This window comes from Jidongwangia harbinensis (assembly GCF_020216025.1).
Taxonomy (GTDB): Bacteria; Actinomycetota; Actinomycetes; order Mycobacteriales; family Micromonosporaceae; genus Actinoplanes; species Actinoplanes harbinensis.
Window position 1 is genome coordinate 57,230 of the sequence record NZ_JAIWNC010000043.1, and the last position, 17,793, is coordinate 75,022.

Consider the following 17,793-nt stretch of genomic DNA (forward strand, 5'->3'; position numbering starts at 1 on the left):
TCATGGTGGATGACAGCAAGGCCGACGCCGCGTTCAGCGAACTCGCCGCGGCCCTGGCCGCGGAGGGCTTCGCCGAGGGCAAGATGTTCGGCCTGCGCTGCCTCAAGTACGGCGGCAAGGCGGTGGTCGCGCTGCACTCCGGTGGCGCCGCCGTCAAGCTCGGCAACGGCAGTGCGGCGCATGCCGCGGCGCAGCGGTTGCCCGGTGCGGCGGAATTCGATCCGGCCGGCGGGCGGCCCATGAAGGATTGGGTGTGGCTCCCGGCGGACGAGTCCGCACAATGGCCGGAATACGCACGGCTGGCCGGCGAGAAAATAGGCTAGAAAGGGAGCGGCGCGCAATTCCTGGGGCAACAAACGCTGAGCCGGGAATTGCGCGCCGCCGGTAACGTTGCGGTCGTTCCGGCGCGTTCCGGAAAAGGTCCGTGCGCGCCCCGTCGAGACAGGCGCGATGCGATGAGCGACTACGCCGGCAACGTTCGGAAGATCTATCTGTACCAGGCCTGCACGAACCTCATGCTGTTCATGCCGGTCTGGATCGTCTTCATGCAGACCGGCCGCGGCCTGACCCTCACCCAGGTGACCGTGATGCTGGGCGCGTCCTGGCTGGTGTCCGCGTTCGCCGAGGTGCCGACCGGGGCGCTCGCCGACACCGTGGGCCGCCGGATCAGCCTGCTGATCGGCACCGTCCTGGTGGCCGGCGGCACCGCGCTGGTGGCGTTCCTGCCGGGGTACTGGCTGATCTTCGGCGCGTACCTGGTCTGGTCGGTGGGTCTGGCGCTGCAGTCCGGGGCGGACATGGCGCTGCTCTACGACACGCTGCGGGAGTCCGGCCGGGAGGACGCCTACGAGCACGTCGCGGGCCGGTCGTTCGCCATCACGCAGCTCGCCCAGGGCGTCTCCAGTGTGGCCGGCGGCCTGCTCGCCGGGGTGGCGCTGCACCTGCCGCTGGTCGCCACCAGCGTGTGCACCGCGGCCGGCCTGGTCTTCCTGCTGGCGCTGCGGGAGCCGCCGGCGGCGCATCCCGGGCGGCGGTCGTACCGGCAGACCCTGGCCGACGCCGCCGACCTGATCCGGCGCCGCCGCGGCCTGCGCCCGCTGATGCTGTTCGGCGCGGCCGTCGGGGTGATGCCGTGGCTGCTGGTCTTCGTGCTGTTCCAGCCGTATCTGGACGCCCGTGCGGTGCCGATCGCCTGGTTCGGGGTGCTGTTCCTGATGCTGCGCCTGGCCGGGGTCGCCGGGTCGCGCCTCGGGCCGCGGGTGATCGCCCGCGACGCCCGCCCGCGCTGGCTGACCGCGGTGCCGCCGCTGTTCGGGGTGCTGTTCGTGCTGATGGCCGTGGTGCCGGCCTGGGGCGTGGCGTTCGCGCTGATGCTGGTGGTCGGGTTCCTCCAGGGCTGTCTGCGGCCGGTCCTGTCGGACCTGCTCAACCAGCGGCTGGAGGCGCGGGTACGGGCCACCGTGCTGTCCCTGCAGAGCCTGCTGCTGACGCTGGCCGTCGCGGTGCTGCAGCCGGCGGCCGGGCTGGTCGCGGATCTGACCGGCCCGGCCACGGCGTTCCTGCTGCTGGCGGCGGTGTCGCTGGTGGCGGCGGTGCTGCGCGGCGTGTGGCGGCGCGCGGAGGCGTCCACCCCGGCGCCGGTCAGCGACGGTACGAGGGCTGGGTCTGCGGGTTGAGTCCGGGCAGCCGCACCCGGTTCGCGGAGGCGGTACGCGGATCGTCCAGCCGCAGCACGTCCAGGCCCTTGCGCATGTCGCTGGAGTAGATGTGGCCGTTGTACCAGTACGCCGACCACGAGCCGCCGGCCGGCACCTGGTCGGCCGGCAGCGGTCCCCGTTCGAAGTACCCGATCTCCCGGGGCCGGCGCGAGTCGGTGAAGTCCCACACCGAGACTCCGCCCTGGTAGAACGCCTGCACCAGGACGTCGCGGCCGCGTACCGGGATGAGCGAGGAGTTGTGCGCGACGCAGTTCTCGGTCGTACCCTGCGGGCGGTCGATCTTGAAGTAGGAGGCGGGGCGCAACCGGCCGCCGACGATGTCGTAGATCGCGCTGGCCCCGCGCGTGGCGCCGATCTCCGGGGCGCAGGCCGCGGTCATGCCGCCGCCCAGCTCGTCGACGAACACCACCTTGGTGGCGTCGTCGTTGAACGTGGCGGAGTGCCAGAACGCGAAGTTGCGGTCCCGGACCCGGTCGATCGGGCGCGGTCGCAGCCGGTCCGAGATGTCCAGCAGCACCCCGTCGCCCATGCAGGCGGCGGCGGCCAGATCCCGTTCCGGCAGCACCGTGATGTCGTGGCAGCCGCTGGTCGGGACGGTGTAGGGGCCGGGGAACTCGCCGGGCCGGCCGGGATGCCCGCCGCCGGGGAACAGCACCGGCCGGGCGACGACCGCCGCGGCGGCCGGGTCGCGCAGCGGCACCCGGACGACGGTGATCCGGTCGTGCGGCGGCAGGCAGTCCGGGAACGCCGGGTCCGGGCCGTACGAGGACACATAGAGCAGGACCGAGTCGCGGCGGTGCTCGGGTACCAGCGTGTGGGTATGTGAGCCGCAGGCGGTCTCCACCGCCGCCAGGTAGCGCGGCGCGGCCGGGTCGCCGATGTCGAAGATCTTGATGCCCTCCCACGCCGTCTTCGCGGTCGCCGGCAGCGGCGTGCTGCGGCACGAGTCGTCGCTGCGGGACGAGTCGGTGGAGAGGAACAGCAGGTCACCGGCGATCGAGACGTCGTTCTGCGAGCCGGGGCAGAGCGTCTGGCTGAGGATCCGCGGCCGGGCCGGGTCGGCGATGTCGTACAGCGTGAAGCCGTCGTAGTTGCCCGCCGCCGCCAGGTCGCCGGCGAAGGCCAGGTCGGTGCCGAACGCCAGCTCGGCGTCGAACGGCGGCTGTTTGGCCACGGTGGCCAGGTGCCGGATGTTCGGGCTGTGCCGGATCTCGTCGGGTGCCGGCGGACCCGGCGGACCCGGCGGAGCCGCGCCGGCGGGGGCGCCGGCGGTGGTCGCGAGGGTGACGGTGAGCAGCACGACCGCCGCGGCGGCGGTCAGTCGCTTGGGGACGGGCATCGGGTTTCCTTTCCGGTCGTCGGTCGGGTGGCCAGCACCTCCAGCAGCGCCGGCATGGCCGCCGCCTGGAAGTCCAGCCCGGGTTCCAGGTCCCGCAGGGTGCCCTCGATCGCCATGATCGAGACGAGCGGGAACACGAAGTCGGGGGAGGCGTAGAGGCCGCAGCTGCGCTGCAGGTCGAACAGCTCGGCGGTGAACGCGATCAGGCTGAAGTCCCGGGCCGGCACCCGGCTGGTCCGCCGGACCAGGTCGATCACGCCGGCGGTGAACCGTTCGGTGTCCGCGTCGGGGTGCCGGCCGGCCGCGCTGCCGATCACGATCTCCGCGCAGCGGCGGCCGTTGCCTCGGCCGAAGTTGAAGAAGAACTGGCTGAAGTCCCAGCGGGTGTCCTCGTCCAGCCACACGCAGAACCCCGCGTCGAGCACCACGACCCGGCCGTCGGTGCGGTGGTACAGGTTGCCCGGGTGCAGGTCGCAGTGCACGAAGCCGTTGACGAACAGCATCTCGAAGACCACGTCCAGGGTGGCGTGGGCGAGCCGGGTGCGGACCAGCCGGCCGCTGTCCGCCACCGCGTCCAGGCGCAGGTCGGCCACGAAGTCCATGACCAGGCAGCCGGCGCGGGAGGCCTGGTGGTGCACGCCGGGAACCACGGCCGTCGGCAACCGGCTCAGGGTGCGGCCCAGCATGGCCAGGTGCGCACGTTCGGAGGTCAGGTCCACCTGGCCCTGCACCGCCTCGCTGACCCGGTCCACCATGGCCACCACCGGCACGCCGCGCAGGCGCGGCAGGCGCGCCACGACCCGGGTCAGCGCACGGATCAGCGCCAGGTCGGCGGCCATCCGGCGGTCGATGCCGGGCCGCCGCAGCTTGAGCGCGACCGGCCGCCCGTCGGCCAGGGTGGCCCGGTAGACGCAGGCGATGCTGCCGCTGGCCACCGGTTCGTGCGTCAGGTCCCGGAACAGGGTGTCCAGCTCGGCGCCGTACTCCTGCCGCAACGCCCGCCGGGCCTGGGCCGCCGGCATCGGCCGGACCGCCTCCTGCAGCGTGGCCAGTTCCTCGACCACGGCCGGCGGGAGCAGGTCGCGGCGGGTGCCGACGAGCTGCCCGGCCTTGACGAAGGCCGGGCCGAGGCGCTGGAGCAGCCGGACCACGCGCCGGGCGGCGTACCGCTGGGCGGCGTCCCGTCCGGCCACCGACCGGACCACCAGGGTGCCGCCGGCCAGCGCGGGCAGCGTGCACGCGGCGCGGGCCGTGGTGGCGGCGGCACGGCTCAGGATCGAACTCCAGGCGGGTGCGGGAACCGTACTGGTGGAATTCGCCGAAGCCATGTACTTTCCTTTCTCCGGGGACCTGGGGCCCATTCTCGCCGGTATTCCGGGGATGTTGGTCCGGAGGATGGTGCGGCAATAAACACGGCACGGGCGATGTTGCCGGATGTTGGGCAAGAAAGAGCGATGTGTGATCGCCGGGCGCGGTTACGTTGCCATGGTGAATGTCGTTAGGAGAGCCCTTTCCCGGAGGTCCTGATGTCGCGTTCCTGCCTGAACTCCGTCATTGTCGCCGCCGATCGGGAAAGGATCTGGACGGCACTGACCGATCCGGCCGAGCTGAACCGGTGGGAGACCACCGACGCGCACCTCGACCTGCGGGTCGGCGGGGGGTTCCTCTACGAGTACGCCTACGGGCCGTCCCGGCCGGGCACGTTCCTGGTGGTGGACCCGCCGCGCCGGCTGATCCAGGACAACCTGGTGTTCAACCACAACACCAGCTACCACTTCCTGAACACCGTCGAGCTGCGGGCCGCCGGCGCCGGCACCGAGGTGTCGGTGCTGGTGGAGGGGTACGGCGACGACCCGGACCAGCAGTGGCTGCGGGAGAGCATGGACCTGGGCTGGGCCACCGACCTGCAGGTCCTGAAGGCCTACGTGGAGCGCGGCGAGGACATCCGGCCGATCGTCTGGAAGGGCCTGCGGATGGGGCTGCGCTACACCAGCGCCGCGAACCTCCCGACCGCGGCGGCCGGGTCGGGCGTGGTGCTGCTGGAGGTCTTCGCGGGCTCGCCGGCCGAGCAGGCCGGGCTGCGCGCGGGCGACGTGGTGACCGCGGTGGACGGCCGCAAGGTGGAGGACTTCCGCGGCTTCCGGGAACAGCTCGCCGACCATCGCCCGGGCGGCACCGCGACGTTCTCGGTGATCCGCGGTGGCGAGCACCACGACCGGCCGCTGACCTTCGGCGACGCGCAGTCATGACCGCCGGGCCGGCGCGCGACCGGGACACCGTGGTGGTGGGTCTCGGCGAGGAACCCGACATGCTGGTCCAGGACTTCAGCCTGCGGCACGCGTCCTGGGCGGTGTTGAGCACGCTGATGCTCAAGCTGTTCCGCTACGACGACGCGTGGCGGGCCTGGCCGGAGTTGGCGGAGGAACTGCCGACCGGGCGCAACGGGCAGCTCACCCGCCTGCCGGACGGCCGCCGGGAACAGCGCTGGCGGTTCCGGGCGGGCCTGCGCTGGCACGACGGCACGCCGGTCGGCCCGGGTGACGCGGTGTTCACGTACGAGCTGCTGCGGGCCACCCCGCCGCCGTACCCGCACCACCTGATCATCGAGAGCATCGACGAGATGCTGGTGGATCCGGGCGACGACCGGACGCTGATCGTGCGGTGGCGGGCGGATCTGCCGTTCGCCCACCACGAGGAGTGGGGCACCGTGCTGCCCCGGCACCTGCTGGCCGGCACCGGGCTGTCCGAGCAGCGCGGCGAGCACCGGTTCGCCCGGGCGCCGGTGTTCCAGGGGCCGTACCGGTTCGTGGAATGGGTGCCGGGCGCACACCTGGTGGTGGAGCGGGCCGGCCGCCACCCGCTCGGCGAGCCGGCCGTCCGGCGGATCGTCTTCCGGTTCTTCCCCGGTCCCCGGCAGCTGCGGGACGCGGTGATCGACGGCTCGGTCGACGTGACCGACCTGACCGGGTTCACCGCGGACGACGTCGCGGCGGTAGCGGCCGCAGCGCCGCAGATCCGGGCGGTGCACACGCCCTCGCTGATGTGGGAGCACATCGCGATCAATCTGGACGACCCGGTGCTCGCCGACCGCCGGGTGCGGCACGCGCTGGCACACGCCGTGGACACCGCCGCGGTGACCCGGGCGCTGTACGGGACCGCGCCGGAGCCGGCCCGGTCCTGGCTGCCGCCCCGGCACCCGGCGCACCACGCGGAGGTGGCGGCGTACCCGCGTCATCTCGGCCGGGCCCGGGAACTGCTCGCCGCCGCCGGGCTGCGGCCGGGACCGGACGGCCGGCTGCGCCGCCCGGACGGTACGCCGTGGGAGCTGCGGCTGCTCACCACCCGCCCGGCCGCGGACACCGGACGGTGGACCGCGTCGTCGGCCCGCCCGGCCGCGGCCCGGCTGATCGCCGCGCAGCTCGCCGAGGTCGGCATCGACCTGCGGATCGACCTGTTGCCGCCGGACGAGGCGTTCCCGGTGATCCGGCGGCGCAAGTTCCCGCACCTGGCGCTGTTCGCCTGGTCGATGGGGCTGGAGATGAACGGGTACCTGCTGTGGCACTCGTCGAAGATCCCGGACGACAGCGAGTGGTACGGGATCAACGTCGGCGGCTGGCGGGACGCGGTGAACGACGATCTGCTGGACCGGATCGCGGCCGCGGACGAGCCCGCCGAGCGGTACGCGCTCATGCGGGAGCAGCAGGCGCACTGGGCGGCCGAGCTGCCGGCGCTGCCGGTGGCCTTCCCGGGCACCTGGACCACCGCGAAGCCCGGCCTGCGGGAGATCCGGCCGGTCGGCGTGTTCGGCAGCTACGTCACCTGGAACGCCTGGCAGTGGCACTGGGCCGGGGAGCCGTCGTGAACCGGGTGGTGATCGCCCGGACGGCCGGCGTCACGGTCCTGCACCCGCTGCGGTACCGCGACCTGGCCACCGGCGAGGTGGTCAACCGGGTCTTCGATCACCTGGTGCTCACCGACTCCCGGCAGCGGTACGTCCCGGGCCGGCTGACCCGCTCCTGGGAGTCGTCGCCGGACGGTCTGGTGTGGACGTTCCGGCTGCGCGAGCGGGCCCGCTGGCACGACGGCCGGCCGGTGACCGCGGACGACGCGGTGTTCACCTTCGAGACCATCCAGGACCCGGCCGGCGGCAGCGCGCGCCGTGCCGAGTTCCCGCCGGACCGGCCGGTCCGGTTCACCGCGGCCGGTCCGCACGTGCTGCGGGCCGAGCTGGCGGCGCCGTTCGCGCCGTTTCTGGCCGCGCTCGCCTGGCGGCCGGTGGTCGCCCGGCACGCCCCCGACCGCCCGGTCGGCTCCGGCGCCTTCCGGTTCGCCGGCCGCACCGCCGACGAGGTGGTGCTCGCCGCCGAGCCGGACTACCACCTGGGCCGCCCGCCGCTGGACGAGGTGGTGTGGCGGCGGACGGCCGGCATCGACGAGGCCGTCCGGCAGGTGTGCGACGGCGCCGCCGACTACGTGCCCGGGGTGCCCCCCGCGCTCGCCGCCCGGCTGCGCGACCGGCCGGACGTGCGGCTGGTGCGATCCGCCGACACGAGTTTCACCTACCTGGGTTTCCATCTCGACGCGCCGCCGTTCGACGATCTGCGGGTGCGGCGGGCGATGGCGGCGGCGATCGACCGGGACGCCCTGGTCCGGGACGTGCTCGGCGGGTGCGGCACGGTGGCGCACGGGCCGATCGCGCCGGGCGGGCCGTGGTACCACCCCGGGATCCACCGGCACCCGTACGATCCGGCGCGGGCCGCGGCGCTGCTCGACGGGGCCGGCTGGCGACGGGACTCCGACGGTGTGCGGCGGCGGGACGGCCGGCCGCTCGCGTTCGAGCTGCGCACGGTGGCCGGCGACCGGGTGAAGGAGGAGACCGCCGCGGCTCTGGCCACCCAGCTGGGCCGGGCCGGGGTGGGCGTGCGGGTGCTGACCCATCCGATGGACGAGCTGCTGCGGGACCATGTGCTGCCGCGCCGGTTCGAGGCGATCCTGCTGGCCCTGGTGCCCAACCCGGACCCGGATTTCCTGCGCTACTTCTACCATTCCCAAATGCTGACGCCGGTCGGTTCGAACCGTTTCGCGTACCGGGACGACCGCGTCGACTCGCTGCTGTCGGCCAGCCAGTCGGAAATCGACGAAGTGCGTCGCAAGGGACTCGTCGGCGCCGCGCTGGAACGCATTACCCGGGACCTGCCCCAGGTGTTTCTTTTCCATCCCGAGGTCATTGACGCGACCCGGGCGGACCTGCTTCTTCCGGATTTGCCGGAGCGCGCCGCTAATCGTTTCATGTTCCTTCATGAATGGGACCGGGCCGCAGTGGTCCGGGCGTCATGAGGCCGATACCGTGGTGAACGCGTCGATCGCGTCGATCAGCGGCTGCGGCACCCGGTCCGGCCGGAGCCGTTCGCCGTCGCGGATCATCCACGCCAGCTGCTGCTCGCCGCGGGCGACCAGCTCGTCCCGGCCGGCCGCCGAACGCCAGTAGTCGAAGACCAGGGTGATCCGGTTCCGGACCACCGTGCCGGCCCGCATTCGCACGGTGACCTCGTCGAACGCGAACAGCTCGGCGAAGTATTCGCAGGAGCATCGCGTGGTCACGATGCTGGCCGAGCCGCCGACCGCCTCGAACACCTGCGGTGCGTGGGCACGCAGGAACAGCTCGCGGCACTGGCCCTGCCAGCGGAGATAGTGCGCGAAGTAGACATTGCCGACAACGTTCGTCTCCTCCAGGGAAACGACATGCCGATATTCAAATGCGGGCGGACGTTCCACTTCGGACATAAGGTGTGACCCCGTATCTGCTGGTTTCTCAATATCAGCTTAGCGGGATTGCCGTGAGCGTCCCGGCCTATATCGCCGCAAGCTATTGTCCACGCCGCATATATTGCTCCCTGCAAATATGCCGCTCAGGTTGACAGTCATCTAAGCCGCCTACATCCTGGGTTGTGTCCGACCCAATTGCTATGTAGCTGAGGGGGACAAGCTGCATGTTTCGAAGTCGAAGAGTCAGCGCATATCTCGCGCCCGCACTCGCACTCACCGCGGTAGTGATCACCACGGTCGCCACGCGCATTCCGCAACCCGCCTGGGCGGAGAGCGAAGACCTGCGCCGCCGGTACGCGTTCGACCGGCAGGCACTCACGTCCATCCCGGTACGCGGTTACCAGGAGCAGCGGCGGGTGTCCCCGGTGGTGGAGCACATCTCCACCTGGATGTCCGCGCTCGGCGCCGCGGTGGCGCTCGGCGACGTGGACGGCAACGGCCGCGCGGACGACCAGTGCCTGACCGACCCGCGCACCGACACCATCACCGTGGCCCCGGTCGCCGGCGGCGCGCGGTACGCGCCGTTCGTGCTCGAGCCCGGCCCGTTGCCGTACGACCCGCGCACCACCGCGCCGATGGGCTGTCTGCCCGGCGACTTCAACCGCGACGGACACCTCGACCTGGTCACCTACTACTGGGGCCGGACGCCGGTGCTGTTCCAGCGCGACCCCGGTGCCGCGCCCGGCCGGCCGGCGTACGTCCCGCAGGAGATCGCCGACCGGAGCGAGCGCTGGTACACCGACTCGATCCTCTCCACCGACGTGGACGGCGACGGGCACCTCGACCTGATCGTCGGCAACTACTTCCCGGACGGCGCCCGGCTGCTCGACCCGGCGGCCACCGAGGACCCGCTGATGCAGATGCAGGACTCGATGTCGCGGGCCTACAACGGCGGCACCAACCGGGTGTACCTCGGCGGCCCGGGCGACGCCGGCACCGGCACGGTGCGCTTCACCGAGGTGCCCGGCGCGCTGCCCACCGACGCGGCCCGCGCCTGGACGCTGGCCATCGGCGCGCACGACTTCACCGGCGACCTGCTCCCGGAGCTGTACTTCGCCAACGACTTCGGCCCGGACCGCTTCTTCGTCAACCGCTCGTCGCCCGGGCAGGTCCGCCTCGAACTGGTCGAGGGCAAGGGCGGATTCACCGTGCCCAAGAGCAAGAACCTGGGCCGGGACTCGTTCAAGGGGATGAGCGTCGACTTCGCCGACATGGACGGCGACGGGCACACCGACCTGTTCGTCAGCAACATCACCAGCGAGTACGGCCTGATGGAGAGCCACTTCGCGTGGCACCACACCGGACGTACCGGCGACCTCGCCGACGGCGTGGCCCCGTTCACCGACCGCAGTGAGGAGCTCGGCCTGGCCCGCAGCGGCTGGGGCTGGGACGCGAAGTTCGGCGACTTCGACAACGACGGCGTCCCGGAACTGATTCAGACGCTGGGCTTCACCCCGGGCGAGAACAGCCTGTGGCCGCAGGTGGCCGAGCTGGCCATGGCCAACGACGACGTGCTGCACGAGTTGTCCACCTGGATGCGGCACACCCCGGGCTGGCAGCTCGCCGAGGACCGCGACGACGCGTTCTACGTCCGCGGACCGGACGGCCGGTGGGCCAACCTCAGCGCGGTCGCCGGACTCGACGACGGCCCGATGAGCCGCGGGGTCGCCACCGCCGACGTGGACGCCGACGGCCGTCTCGACTTCGCGATCGCGAACCAGTGGGCGGAGTCCGAACTGTTCCTCAACCGCGGGCAGGCCGCGCACCGCAGCCTGAACCTGCGGCTCCTGCTACCTCCCGCGGGCGCGCCCGCCGGTCCCACCGTCGCGTCCCGGGCGGCGGACAACCAGGGCACCCGCGGATCCCCGGCCATCGGGGCCACCGCCACGCTGCGCCTGCCGGACGGCAGGACGGTGGCCGGCCAGGTCGACGGCGGCAACGGTCACTCCAGCGTCCGCAGCCCCGAGCTGCACTTCGGGCTCGGTGACCTGCCCGCGGACCAGCGGCTGACGGTGCGCCTCGACTGGAGGGATCGGCAGGGGCAGATCCACCACCGTGACGTCGCGGTGGGTCCGGGCCGATGGACGATCCTTCTGGGGGAGTGAGACCACCATGGCGAACCAACCGGCCGGCCGGCGTCCGGTCGACAAGCGCATCGCGGCGCTGCGGCGCTTCGCGCTGACCATCACCATCTTCACGTTCCTCGGCCACGTCTGGCTCGGGCTCGAGACGCCGCTGGTGACGCCGTTCCTGAATCTGGCGGTCGCGTACGGACTGTCGCTGCTGTTGGAGCGGGTCGAGGCCTGGGCGCAGCAGCGGCCCCCGGCGTACGCCGGCGGGCCCCGCGAGCTGATCAACTTTCTGCTGCCGGCGCACATCGCGGCGCTCGCCATCGGCCTGCTCATCTACCCGGGCAGCCGGCTGTGGCCGTTCGTGCTCGCCACGGTCGTCGCGGTGAGCGCCAAGTACCTGTTCCGGGCGCCGGTCAACGGCCGGATGCGGCACGTGCTGAACCCGTCCAACCTGGGCATCGCCTTCGTGCTGGTGGCGTTCCCGTCGGTGGGCATCGCGATGCCGTACCACTTCACCACCAACGTCGACGGGTTCCTGGACTGGCTGATCCCGGTGCTGCTGCTGGGCGGCGGCCTGATGCTCAACACCCAGCTCACCGGCAAGTGGCCGCTGATCATCGGCTGGGTCGGCGGGTTCGTCGCCCAGGCGGTGCTGCGCGGCCTGTTCACCGACGTGTCCACGATCGCCGCGCTGGCCCCGATCACCGGCGTGGCGTTCATCCTGTTCACCAACTACATGATCACCGACCCGGGCACCACGCCCGTCCGGGCCCGCAACCAGGTGGCGTTCGGGGTGGCCACCGCGGCCGCGTACGCCGGCTTCATGCTGGTGCACATCTCCTACGGGATCTTCTTCGCGCTCACCCTGGTGTGCGCGCTCCGCGGGGTGTGGCTGTGGGTCGACGCCAAGCTGCTGCACGCCGACCGGACGCCACCGGCGCCCACCCCGCCCGGCCCGGCGCCGGCGGAACCGGCCGAGCCGGCCGGGCGCAAGGCGGTGGCGGTATGAGCCCCGACATCGCCGTGGTGGGCCTGGCCTGCCGCTATCCCGAGGCGGACAACCCGGCGGAGCTGTGGGAGAACGTGCTGTCCCAGCGCCGTTCGTTCCGCCGGATCCCGCGGGAGCGGCTGTCCCTGGACGACCACCACTCGCCCGACCCGGCCACCCCGGACGCCATCTACGCCGACCACGCCGCGGTGCTGGAGGACTACGAGTTCGACCGGGTCCGGTTCCGCATCTCCGGCAGCACGTACCGGGCCACCGACCTGACCCACTGGCTGGCCCTGGACACCGCCGACGCGGCCCTCGCCGACGCCGGTTTCGCGGACCGGTTCACCGCCGACCCGGCCCGGGTCTCGGTGGTGGTCGGCAACACCCTGACCGGAGAGTTCTCCCGCGCGTCGGTGCTGCGGCTGCGCTGGCCGTACGTGCGCCGGCAGGTGGGGCACGCGCTGCGCCGGCACGGCTGGGACGACGACGCCCGGGCCGCGTTCCTGGCCGAGCTGGAACGCGACTACAAGGCGCCGTTCCCGGAGTTCGGCGAGGACTCGCTGGCCGGCAGCCTGTCCAACACCATCGCCGGGCGGATCTGCAACGCCTTCGACTTCGGCGGCGGCGGGTACACGGTGGACGGTGCCTGCTCGTCGTCGCTGCTCGCGGTCACCACCGCCTGCGAGGCGCTGGTCCGCGGCGACGTCGACTTCGCGCTGGCCGGCGGCGTGGACCTCAGCCTGGACGCGTTCGAGCTGACCGGATTCGCCAAGACCCAGGCGCTGGCCACCGACCTGATGCGGGTGTACGACGAGCGGTCCGCCGGATTCTGGCCGGGCGAGGGCTGCGGCATGGTCGCCCTGGCCCGGTACGCGGACGCCGTCGAGCAGGGCGCCCGGATCTACGCCACGATCGCCGGCTGGGGCATCTCGTCGGACGGCCGCGGCGGCATCACCCGGCCGGAGCAGCGCGGGCAGTCGCTGGCGCTGGACCGGGCGTACCGGCGCGCCGGCTACCCGATCAGCTCGGTCGCCCTGTTCGAGGGACACGGCACCGGTACGGCGGTCGGCGACGCGACCGAACTCGGCGCGCTGGGCGACGCCCGCCGGGCCGAGACGCGCACCGCCCGCCCGGCCGCGATCGGCTCGATCAAGGGCAACATCGGGCACACCAAGGCGGCCGCCGGGGTGGCCGGACTGATCAAGGCGGTGCTGGCGGTGGACCGGCAGGTGCTGCCGCCGACCACCGGCTGCGAGCGGCCGCACCCGGAACTCACCCGCCCGGACGCGGCCCTGCGGGTGCTGCGCGCGGCCGAGCCGTGGCCGGCCGGCGTGCCGCTGCGCGCCGCGGTCAGCGCGATGGGCTTCGGCGGCATCAACAGCCACATCACGGTGGAGGGCGTGGCCGGGGCACGGCGCGACCGGATCACCGGGCGCGAGCGGATGCTGTCCGCCTCGGCGCACGACGCCGAGCTGATCCCGCTCGCCGGGCCGGACCGCCCGGACGTCGCCCGGCAGGTGACCGCACTGGTCGGCGCCGCACCGGGACTGAGCTTCGGCCAGCTGCGCGACCTGGCGATCGAACGCGCCGCCGCGGTCGACCCGGCGCAACCGGTGCGGGCCGCGGTGCTGGCCGCCACCCCGGCACAGTTCGCCGCCCGCCTCGAGACGCTCGCCGCCGCGCTGCGGGACGGCACCCGTCCCGGCCCGGGCTCCGGCGTGTTCCTCGGCGAGGGCACCGCCCGGCCGCGGATCGGTTTCCTCTTCTCCGGGCAGGGCTCACCGACCTATCTGGACGGTGGCGCGCTGGCCCGGCGCTTCCCCGCCGCCGCCGAAGTGGTCGCCGCCGCCGAGCTGACCGGCGGGCCGGACCTGCGGCACACCGCGATCGCCCAGCCGGCCATCGTGACCGCCGGCCTGGCCGGTGCCGCGGTGCTCGACCTGCTGGGCATCGCCGCCGACGTGGCGATCGGGCACAGCCTGGGCGAGCTGACCGCACTGCACTGGGCCGGCGCGCTGCCGCCCGCCGAACTGGTGCCGCTGGCCCGGGCCCGCGGGCGGGCGATGGCCGAATGTCCCGGTGAGCCGGGCGCCATGGTGGACCTGGGTGCCGACCCGGAGACAGTGTCGGCGCTGCTCACCGGCGCCCGGGTGACGATCGCGGCGTACAACACCCCGGAGCGCACGGTGGTCTCCGGACCGGTCGCCGACCTGGAGCGGGTCGTCGCCCAGGCCCGGGACCGGGGAATCCGGGCCACCCCGCTGCGGGTCTCGCACGCGTTCCACTCGCCGTCGGTCGCCCCGGCCGGGGACACGCTCCGGGAGTACCTGAAGGCCGTCGAGTTCGCCACGCCCGGCGCCCCGGTGGCCTCCACCGTCACCGGCGGGCTGCTGGAGCCCGGCACGGACCTGGCCGAGCTGCTGGTCCGGCAGATCACCGCGCCGGTCCGGTTCACCGACGCGCTGTCCGCGGCCGGCCCGCTCGACCTGCTCATCGAGGTCGGGCCCGGCCAGGTGCTCACCGGACTGGCGCAGGGCTGCGGCCGCCCGGCGGTCGCGTCGGACGCCGGTGGGCCGGGCCTGGCGCCGATGCTGCAGGCGGTGGCCGCCGCCTACGCCGCCGGAGTGCCGGTCCGGTTCGGCGCGCTGGCCGCCGGCCGGGTACCGGGTCGCCGGCCCGCGCTGGAGACCCGCACGTTCCTGGCCAACCCGTGCGAGCTGGCCCCGCGCGAGGACTCCGCCGCGCCGTGGCAGCGGCCGGTACCCGCCGACGAGCCGCCCGCCGGCACCGGGCCGGCCGAGGACCGGGCCGCGGGCGGCTCCCCGCTGGACATCCTGCGGTCGCTGGTCGCGGCCCGTGCCGAACTGCCCATCGACGCGGTGCCGGCGGACAGCCACCTGCTCACCGATCTGCATCTGAACTCGATCACCGTGGCGCAGATCGCCGCCGACGCGGCGGCCGCGCTCGGGGTCCGCCCGCTGCTCGAACCCACCGAGTTCGCCGACGCCACGCTGGGCCGGCTCGCCGAGGTCCTCGCCGCGGCGGAGCCGGACGACGGCGACGGCGGCGTCGTCAGCGGTGCCGCGGACTGGGTACGCGCCTTCGAGACCGTGCCGGTGCCGGCGGCCCGTCCGGTCGGGCACCGGACGCCGGCCCGCTGGACCGTGCTGGCCGACGAGGAGCAGCCGTGGCGTGCGGAGGTCGCCACGGCCTTCGGGCCGGTCGACGGCGACGACGCGGCGCCGCGCGGCATCCTCCTGGTGCTCGGCGCCCGCCGGGACGCCGCCACCGCGCACCGGCTGCTGGCCGCGGCCCGGGAGGCGGCGGACCCGGCCCGGTGCGACCGGTTCGCGGTGCTGCACCACGGCGGCGCGGCCGGTCTGGCCAAGACGCTGTTCCTGGAACGCCCGGGCCTGCCGGTGCGGGTGATCGAGATGCCTCCGGGCCCGTCCGCGGGCCTTCTCGCCGAGGCGCGCGCCGAGGCCGAGACCGGCGGCGGCTTCGCCGAGGTACGGCTGACCGGCAGCGCCCGCAGCACCCCCCGGCTGCGCCCGCTGCCGGTCCGCCGCTCCGCCCAGCCATACCTGCGGGCGGACGACGTGCTGCTGGTCACCGGCGGCGGCAAGGGCATCGGCGCGCTGTGCGCACACGCCCTGGCCGCGGCGTCCGGTGCCCGGGTGGCGCTGCTCGGCCGGTCACCGGCGGACGACCCCGAGGTGGCCGGCACGCTCGACCGGTTCCGCGACGCCGGACTGGACGTGCGGTACCTGCGCGCCGACACCGGCGACCCGGCCGCCGTCCGCACCGCGGTGGCCCGGGTCCGCGCCGACCTCGGCGAGCCGACCGCGGTGCTGCACGCGGCCGGCGTCAACGACCCGGCCCGGCTCGCCGACGTCACCGCCGAACAGGTCGACCGGACCCTGCGGCCGAAGACCGTCGCCCTGGCGAACCTGCTCGCCGCGGTCGACCCGGCCCGGCTCCGGCTGCTCCTCGCGTTCGGGTCGATCATCGGGGCCGGCGGCATGCCCGGCGAGGCGCACTACGCGCTGGCCAACGACTGGCTGCGGCTGGACGTCCGGGCGGCCGCCCGGCTGCTGCCCGGCACCCGCTGCCGGGTCCTGGACTGGTCGGTGTGGTCCGGCGCCGGGATGGGGGAGCGACTCGGCCTGCTCCAGTCGATGCTGCGGCGCGGGGTCAGCCCGATCGGGATCGACGCCGGAGTCGAGTGGTGCCGCCGGCTGGTGGACGACCCGGACGCCCCGGTGGAGGTCGTGGTCACCGGCCGGTACGGGCAACTGCCCACCCTGCGTCTGGACGGCGCCGACCTGTCGCTGCACCGGTTCCTGGACCAGCCGCTGGTCTGGTACCCGGGCGTGGAACTGGTCACCGAGACCACGCTGTCCGCGGCCACCGACCCGTACCTGGCCGACCACAGCGTCTCCGGCACCCCGCTGGTCCCCGCGGTGCTCGGCCTGGAGGCGATGGCCCAGGTGGCGGCCGCGGTCACCGGCCGGGCGGTCACCGGTTTCCGGGACGCCGAGCTGCCGAGACCGATCTCGGTGCCGGCCGACGGCGAGCGCACCATCCGGGTCGCCGCGCTGGCCCGGGAGGACGGCGAGGTGCTGGTGACGGTGCGCAGCGACGAGACGTCGTACGGCGTCGACCACTTCCGCGCCCGGTGCACGTTCGGCCCCCCGGACCCCGAGCCGTTCCCGGAGGTCACGCCGACCGCACCGGAGACCGAACCGGACCGGCTGCCGGACGGCGTCTACGGCCGGATGCTGTTCCACGGCCCCCGGTTCCAGCGGGTCCGCCACTACACCGAACTGCGCGCCCGGCGCGGTGTCGCCGAGGTGGCGGTGGACGACGACGCGGTGTGGTTCGGCGGGTTCCTGTCACCGGCCCTGCTGCTCGGGGACTTCGGCGCCCGGGACGCGTTCCTGCACGCCGCCCAGGCCTGCGTGCCGCACTGGCGGGTGCTGCCGATGGCGATCGGCCGGATCGACCTGATCGCCCGGCCGGCCACCGGCCCGGCCCGGGTGGTCGCGGTGGAGCGGTGGTCGGACCGCCAGACGTTGCGCTTCGACCTGGCGGTGCTGGACCAGGCCGGAAAACCGTACGAGATCTGGCGGGACCTCACGCTGCGCGCGGTGGAGTCGCTGCCGCTGCCGGAGAGCTGGCCGGTCGCGCTGGCCGTGCCGTACCTGGAACGCCGGCTCGGGGAACTCGGTTTCCCGGAGGTCCGGGTGGCGTTCGCCGGTGCGGCCGGAGGTGCCGGCCGCCGGGAGCGCAGCGCGTCCGCGTTCGCCGGACTGCTCGGCCCGGACACGCCGGTGCGGTACCGGGTGGACGGCCGGCCGGAGACCGCCTCCGGCCGGATCTCCGCGGCGCACGCCGCCCGGCACACCCTGGCGGTGTACGCGTCCACCACGGTCGCCGGTGACCTGGAACCGCTGGCCACCCGGGACGCCGACACCTGGCGCGCGATGCTCGGCGCGGAGCGGTTCGGCTGCGCCCGGGAACTGGTCCGGGACGGCCGCGCGGCGGACCTCGACGAGGCCGCCACCCGGGTGTGGACGGCCGCGGAGTGCATCCGCAAGGCCGGTCTGACCGGTCCGGTGCCGCTCGCCGTGAGCACGACGGCCGGTGCCGACTCCGACGACGGCTGGGTGGTGTTCGCCTGCGGCAGCCGGCGGATCGCCACGGTACGGATCCGGCTCGCCGACGAGCCCGACCCGGTGATCGTCGCGGTCCTGACCGACCGCTGAGTGCACGTCATCGCCGCCGTGGTGGCCAGGCCGCCCGGCACCAATCTGGGAGGAACGTGTGAGCAGACACAACGGAGGC

11 protein-coding genes are annotated in these 17,793 nt (G+C 73.8%); 8 read left to right on the forward strand and 3 right to left on the reverse strand.

The annotated features are described in order from the left end of the window. The first annotated feature begins 2 nt into the window (after nt 1-2). Together LDL48_RS36355 and LDL48_RS36360 are read left to right on the forward strand one after the other, a co-directional pair. Nucleotides 3-323, forward strand: a complete 321-nt coding sequence (locus LDL48_RS36355; RefSeq protein WP_225259695.1) for a hypothetical protein — start codon at nt 3-5, stop codon at nt 321-323. A gap of 132 nt (nt 324-455) precedes the next feature. Beyond that, nucleotides 456-1,676 carry an MFS transporter gene (locus tag LDL48_RS36360; RefSeq protein WP_225259696.1) on the forward strand — a complete coding sequence of 407 codons (1,221 nt, stop codon included), beginning with the start codon at nt 456-458 and terminating at the stop codon, nt 1,674-1,676. Here the strand turns inward: LDL48_RS36360 and LDL48_RS36365 are convergent. Both LDL48_RS36365 and LDL48_RS36370 read right to left on the reverse strand, forming a co-directional pair. Beyond that, nucleotides 1,642-3,057 carry an LVIVD repeat-containing protein gene (locus LDL48_RS36365; protein ID WP_225259697.1) on the reverse strand — a complete coding sequence of 472 codons (1,416 nt, stop codon included), beginning with the start codon at nt 3,055-3,057 and terminating at the stop codon, nt 1,642-1,644. The genes LDL48_RS36360 and LDL48_RS36365 overlap by 35 nt on opposite strands. Beyond that, the gene (locus tag LDL48_RS36370; RefSeq protein WP_225259698.1) at nt 3,036-4,385 is read right to left on the reverse strand and encodes an ABC1 kinase family protein; all 1,350 of its coding nucleotides are present in this window, start codon (nt 4,383-4,385) and stop codon (nt 3,036-3,038) included. Before LDL48_RS36370 ends, LDL48_RS36365 begins: the two co-directional genes overlap by 22 nt. 198 nt (nt 4,386-4,583) lie before the next feature. Here LDL48_RS36370 and LDL48_RS36375 point away from each other — a divergent pair, with 198 nt between their 5' ends. Genes LDL48_RS36375 through LDL48_RS36385 form a run of 3 tightly spaced genes read left to right on the forward strand, consistent with a single transcriptional unit; the run spans nt 4,584 to nt 8,394 of the window. Then, nucleotides 4,584-5,306, forward strand: coding sequence for an SRPBCC domain-containing protein (locus tag LDL48_RS36375; RefSeq protein WP_225259699.1), 723 nt, complete (start codon nt 4,584-4,586; stop codon nt 5,304-5,306). Beyond that, the gene (locus LDL48_RS36380; protein WP_225259700.1) at nt 5,303-6,919 is read left to right on the forward strand and encodes a peptide ABC transporter substrate-binding protein; all 1,617 of its coding nucleotides are present in this window, start codon (nt 5,303-5,305) and stop codon (nt 6,917-6,919) included. The genes LDL48_RS36375 and LDL48_RS36380 overlap by 4 nt, the downstream gene beginning before the upstream one ends. Then, nucleotides 6,916-8,394 carry an ABC transporter substrate-binding protein gene (locus tag LDL48_RS36385; protein ID WP_225259701.1) on the forward strand — a complete coding sequence of 493 codons (1,479 nt, stop codon included), beginning with the start codon at nt 6,916-6,918 and terminating at the stop codon, nt 8,392-8,394. The genes LDL48_RS36380 and LDL48_RS36385 overlap by 4 nt, the downstream gene beginning before the upstream one ends. On the opposite strand, the gene LDL48_RS36390 is transcribed toward LDL48_RS36385, so the two are convergent. Beyond that, nucleotides 8,389-8,841 (reverse strand): acyl-CoA thioesterase, encoded by a 453-nt coding sequence (locus tag LDL48_RS36390; protein WP_225259702.1) that lies wholly within the window; start codon nt 8,839-8,841, stop codon nt 8,389-8,391. The genes LDL48_RS36385 and LDL48_RS36390 overlap by 6 nt on opposite strands. A 206-nt stretch (nt 8,842-9,047) precedes the next feature. Here LDL48_RS36390 and LDL48_RS36395 point away from each other — a divergent pair, with 206 nt between their 5' ends. Genes LDL48_RS36395 through LDL48_RS36405 form a run of 3 tightly spaced genes read left to right on the forward strand, consistent with a single transcriptional unit; the run spans nt 9,048 to nt 17,714 of the window. After that, a complete protein-coding gene (locus tag LDL48_RS36395) occupies nt 9,048-10,988 on the forward strand; it encodes a CRTAC1 family protein (protein ID WP_225259703.1) in 1,941 nt (646 codons plus the stop codon). Nucleotides 10,989-10,995: 7 nt separating this feature from the next. Next, complete coding sequence (locus LDL48_RS36400) at nt 10,996-11,964, forward strand: enediyne biosynthesis protein UnbU (protein ID WP_225259704.1); 969 nt, start codon at nt 10,996-10,998, stop codon at nt 11,962-11,964. Further along, nucleotides 11,961-17,714 (forward strand): type I polyketide synthase, encoded by a 5,754-nt coding sequence (locus LDL48_RS36405; RefSeq protein WP_225259705.1) that lies wholly within the window; start codon nt 11,961-11,963, stop codon nt 17,712-17,714. Before LDL48_RS36400 ends, LDL48_RS36405 begins: the two co-directional genes overlap by 4 nt. Nucleotides 17,715-17,793 lie beyond the last annotated feature (79 nt).

What these genes read in the sequence shown, in the direction of transcription:
- LDL48_RS36365 (WP_225259697.1), bottom strand. Translation starts at nt 3,057, where the DNA reads ATGCCCGTCCCCAAGCGACTGACCGCCGCCGCGGCGGTCGTGCTGCTC.
- LDL48_RS36380 (WP_225259700.1), top strand. Translation starts at nt 5,303, where the DNA reads ATGACCGCCGGGCCGGCGCGCGACCGGGACACCGTGGTGGTGGGTCTC.
- LDL48_RS36405 (WP_225259705.1), top strand. Translation starts at nt 11,961, where the DNA reads ATGAGCCCCGACATCGCCGTGGTGGGCCTGGCCTGCCGCTATCCCGAG.
- LDL48_RS36360 (WP_225259696.1), top strand. Translation starts at nt 456, where the DNA reads ATGAGCGACTACGCCGGCAACGTTCGGAAGATCTATCTGTACCAGGCC.
- LDL48_RS36370 (WP_225259698.1), bottom strand. Translation starts at nt 4,385, where the DNA reads ATGGCTTCGGCGAATTCCACCAGTACGGTTCCCGCACCCGCCTGGAGT.
- LDL48_RS36390 (WP_225259702.1), bottom strand. Translation starts at nt 8,841, where the DNA reads ATGTCCGAAGTGGAACGTCCGCCCGCATTTGAATATCGGCATGTCGTT.
- LDL48_RS36395 (WP_225259703.1), top strand. Translation starts at nt 9,048, where the DNA reads ATGTTTCGAAGTCGAAGAGTCAGCGCATATCTCGCGCCCGCACTCGCA.
- LDL48_RS36375 (WP_225259699.1), top strand. Translation starts at nt 4,584, where the DNA reads ATGTCGCGTTCCTGCCTGAACTCCGTCATTGTCGCCGCCGATCGGGAA.
- LDL48_RS36355 (WP_225259695.1), top strand. Translation starts at nt 3, where the DNA reads ATGGTGGATGACAGCAAGGCCGACGCCGCGTTCAGCGAACTCGCCGCG.
- LDL48_RS36400 (WP_225259704.1), top strand. Translation starts at nt 10,996, where the DNA reads ATGGCGAACCAACCGGCCGGCCGGCGTCCGGTCGACAAGCGCATCGCG.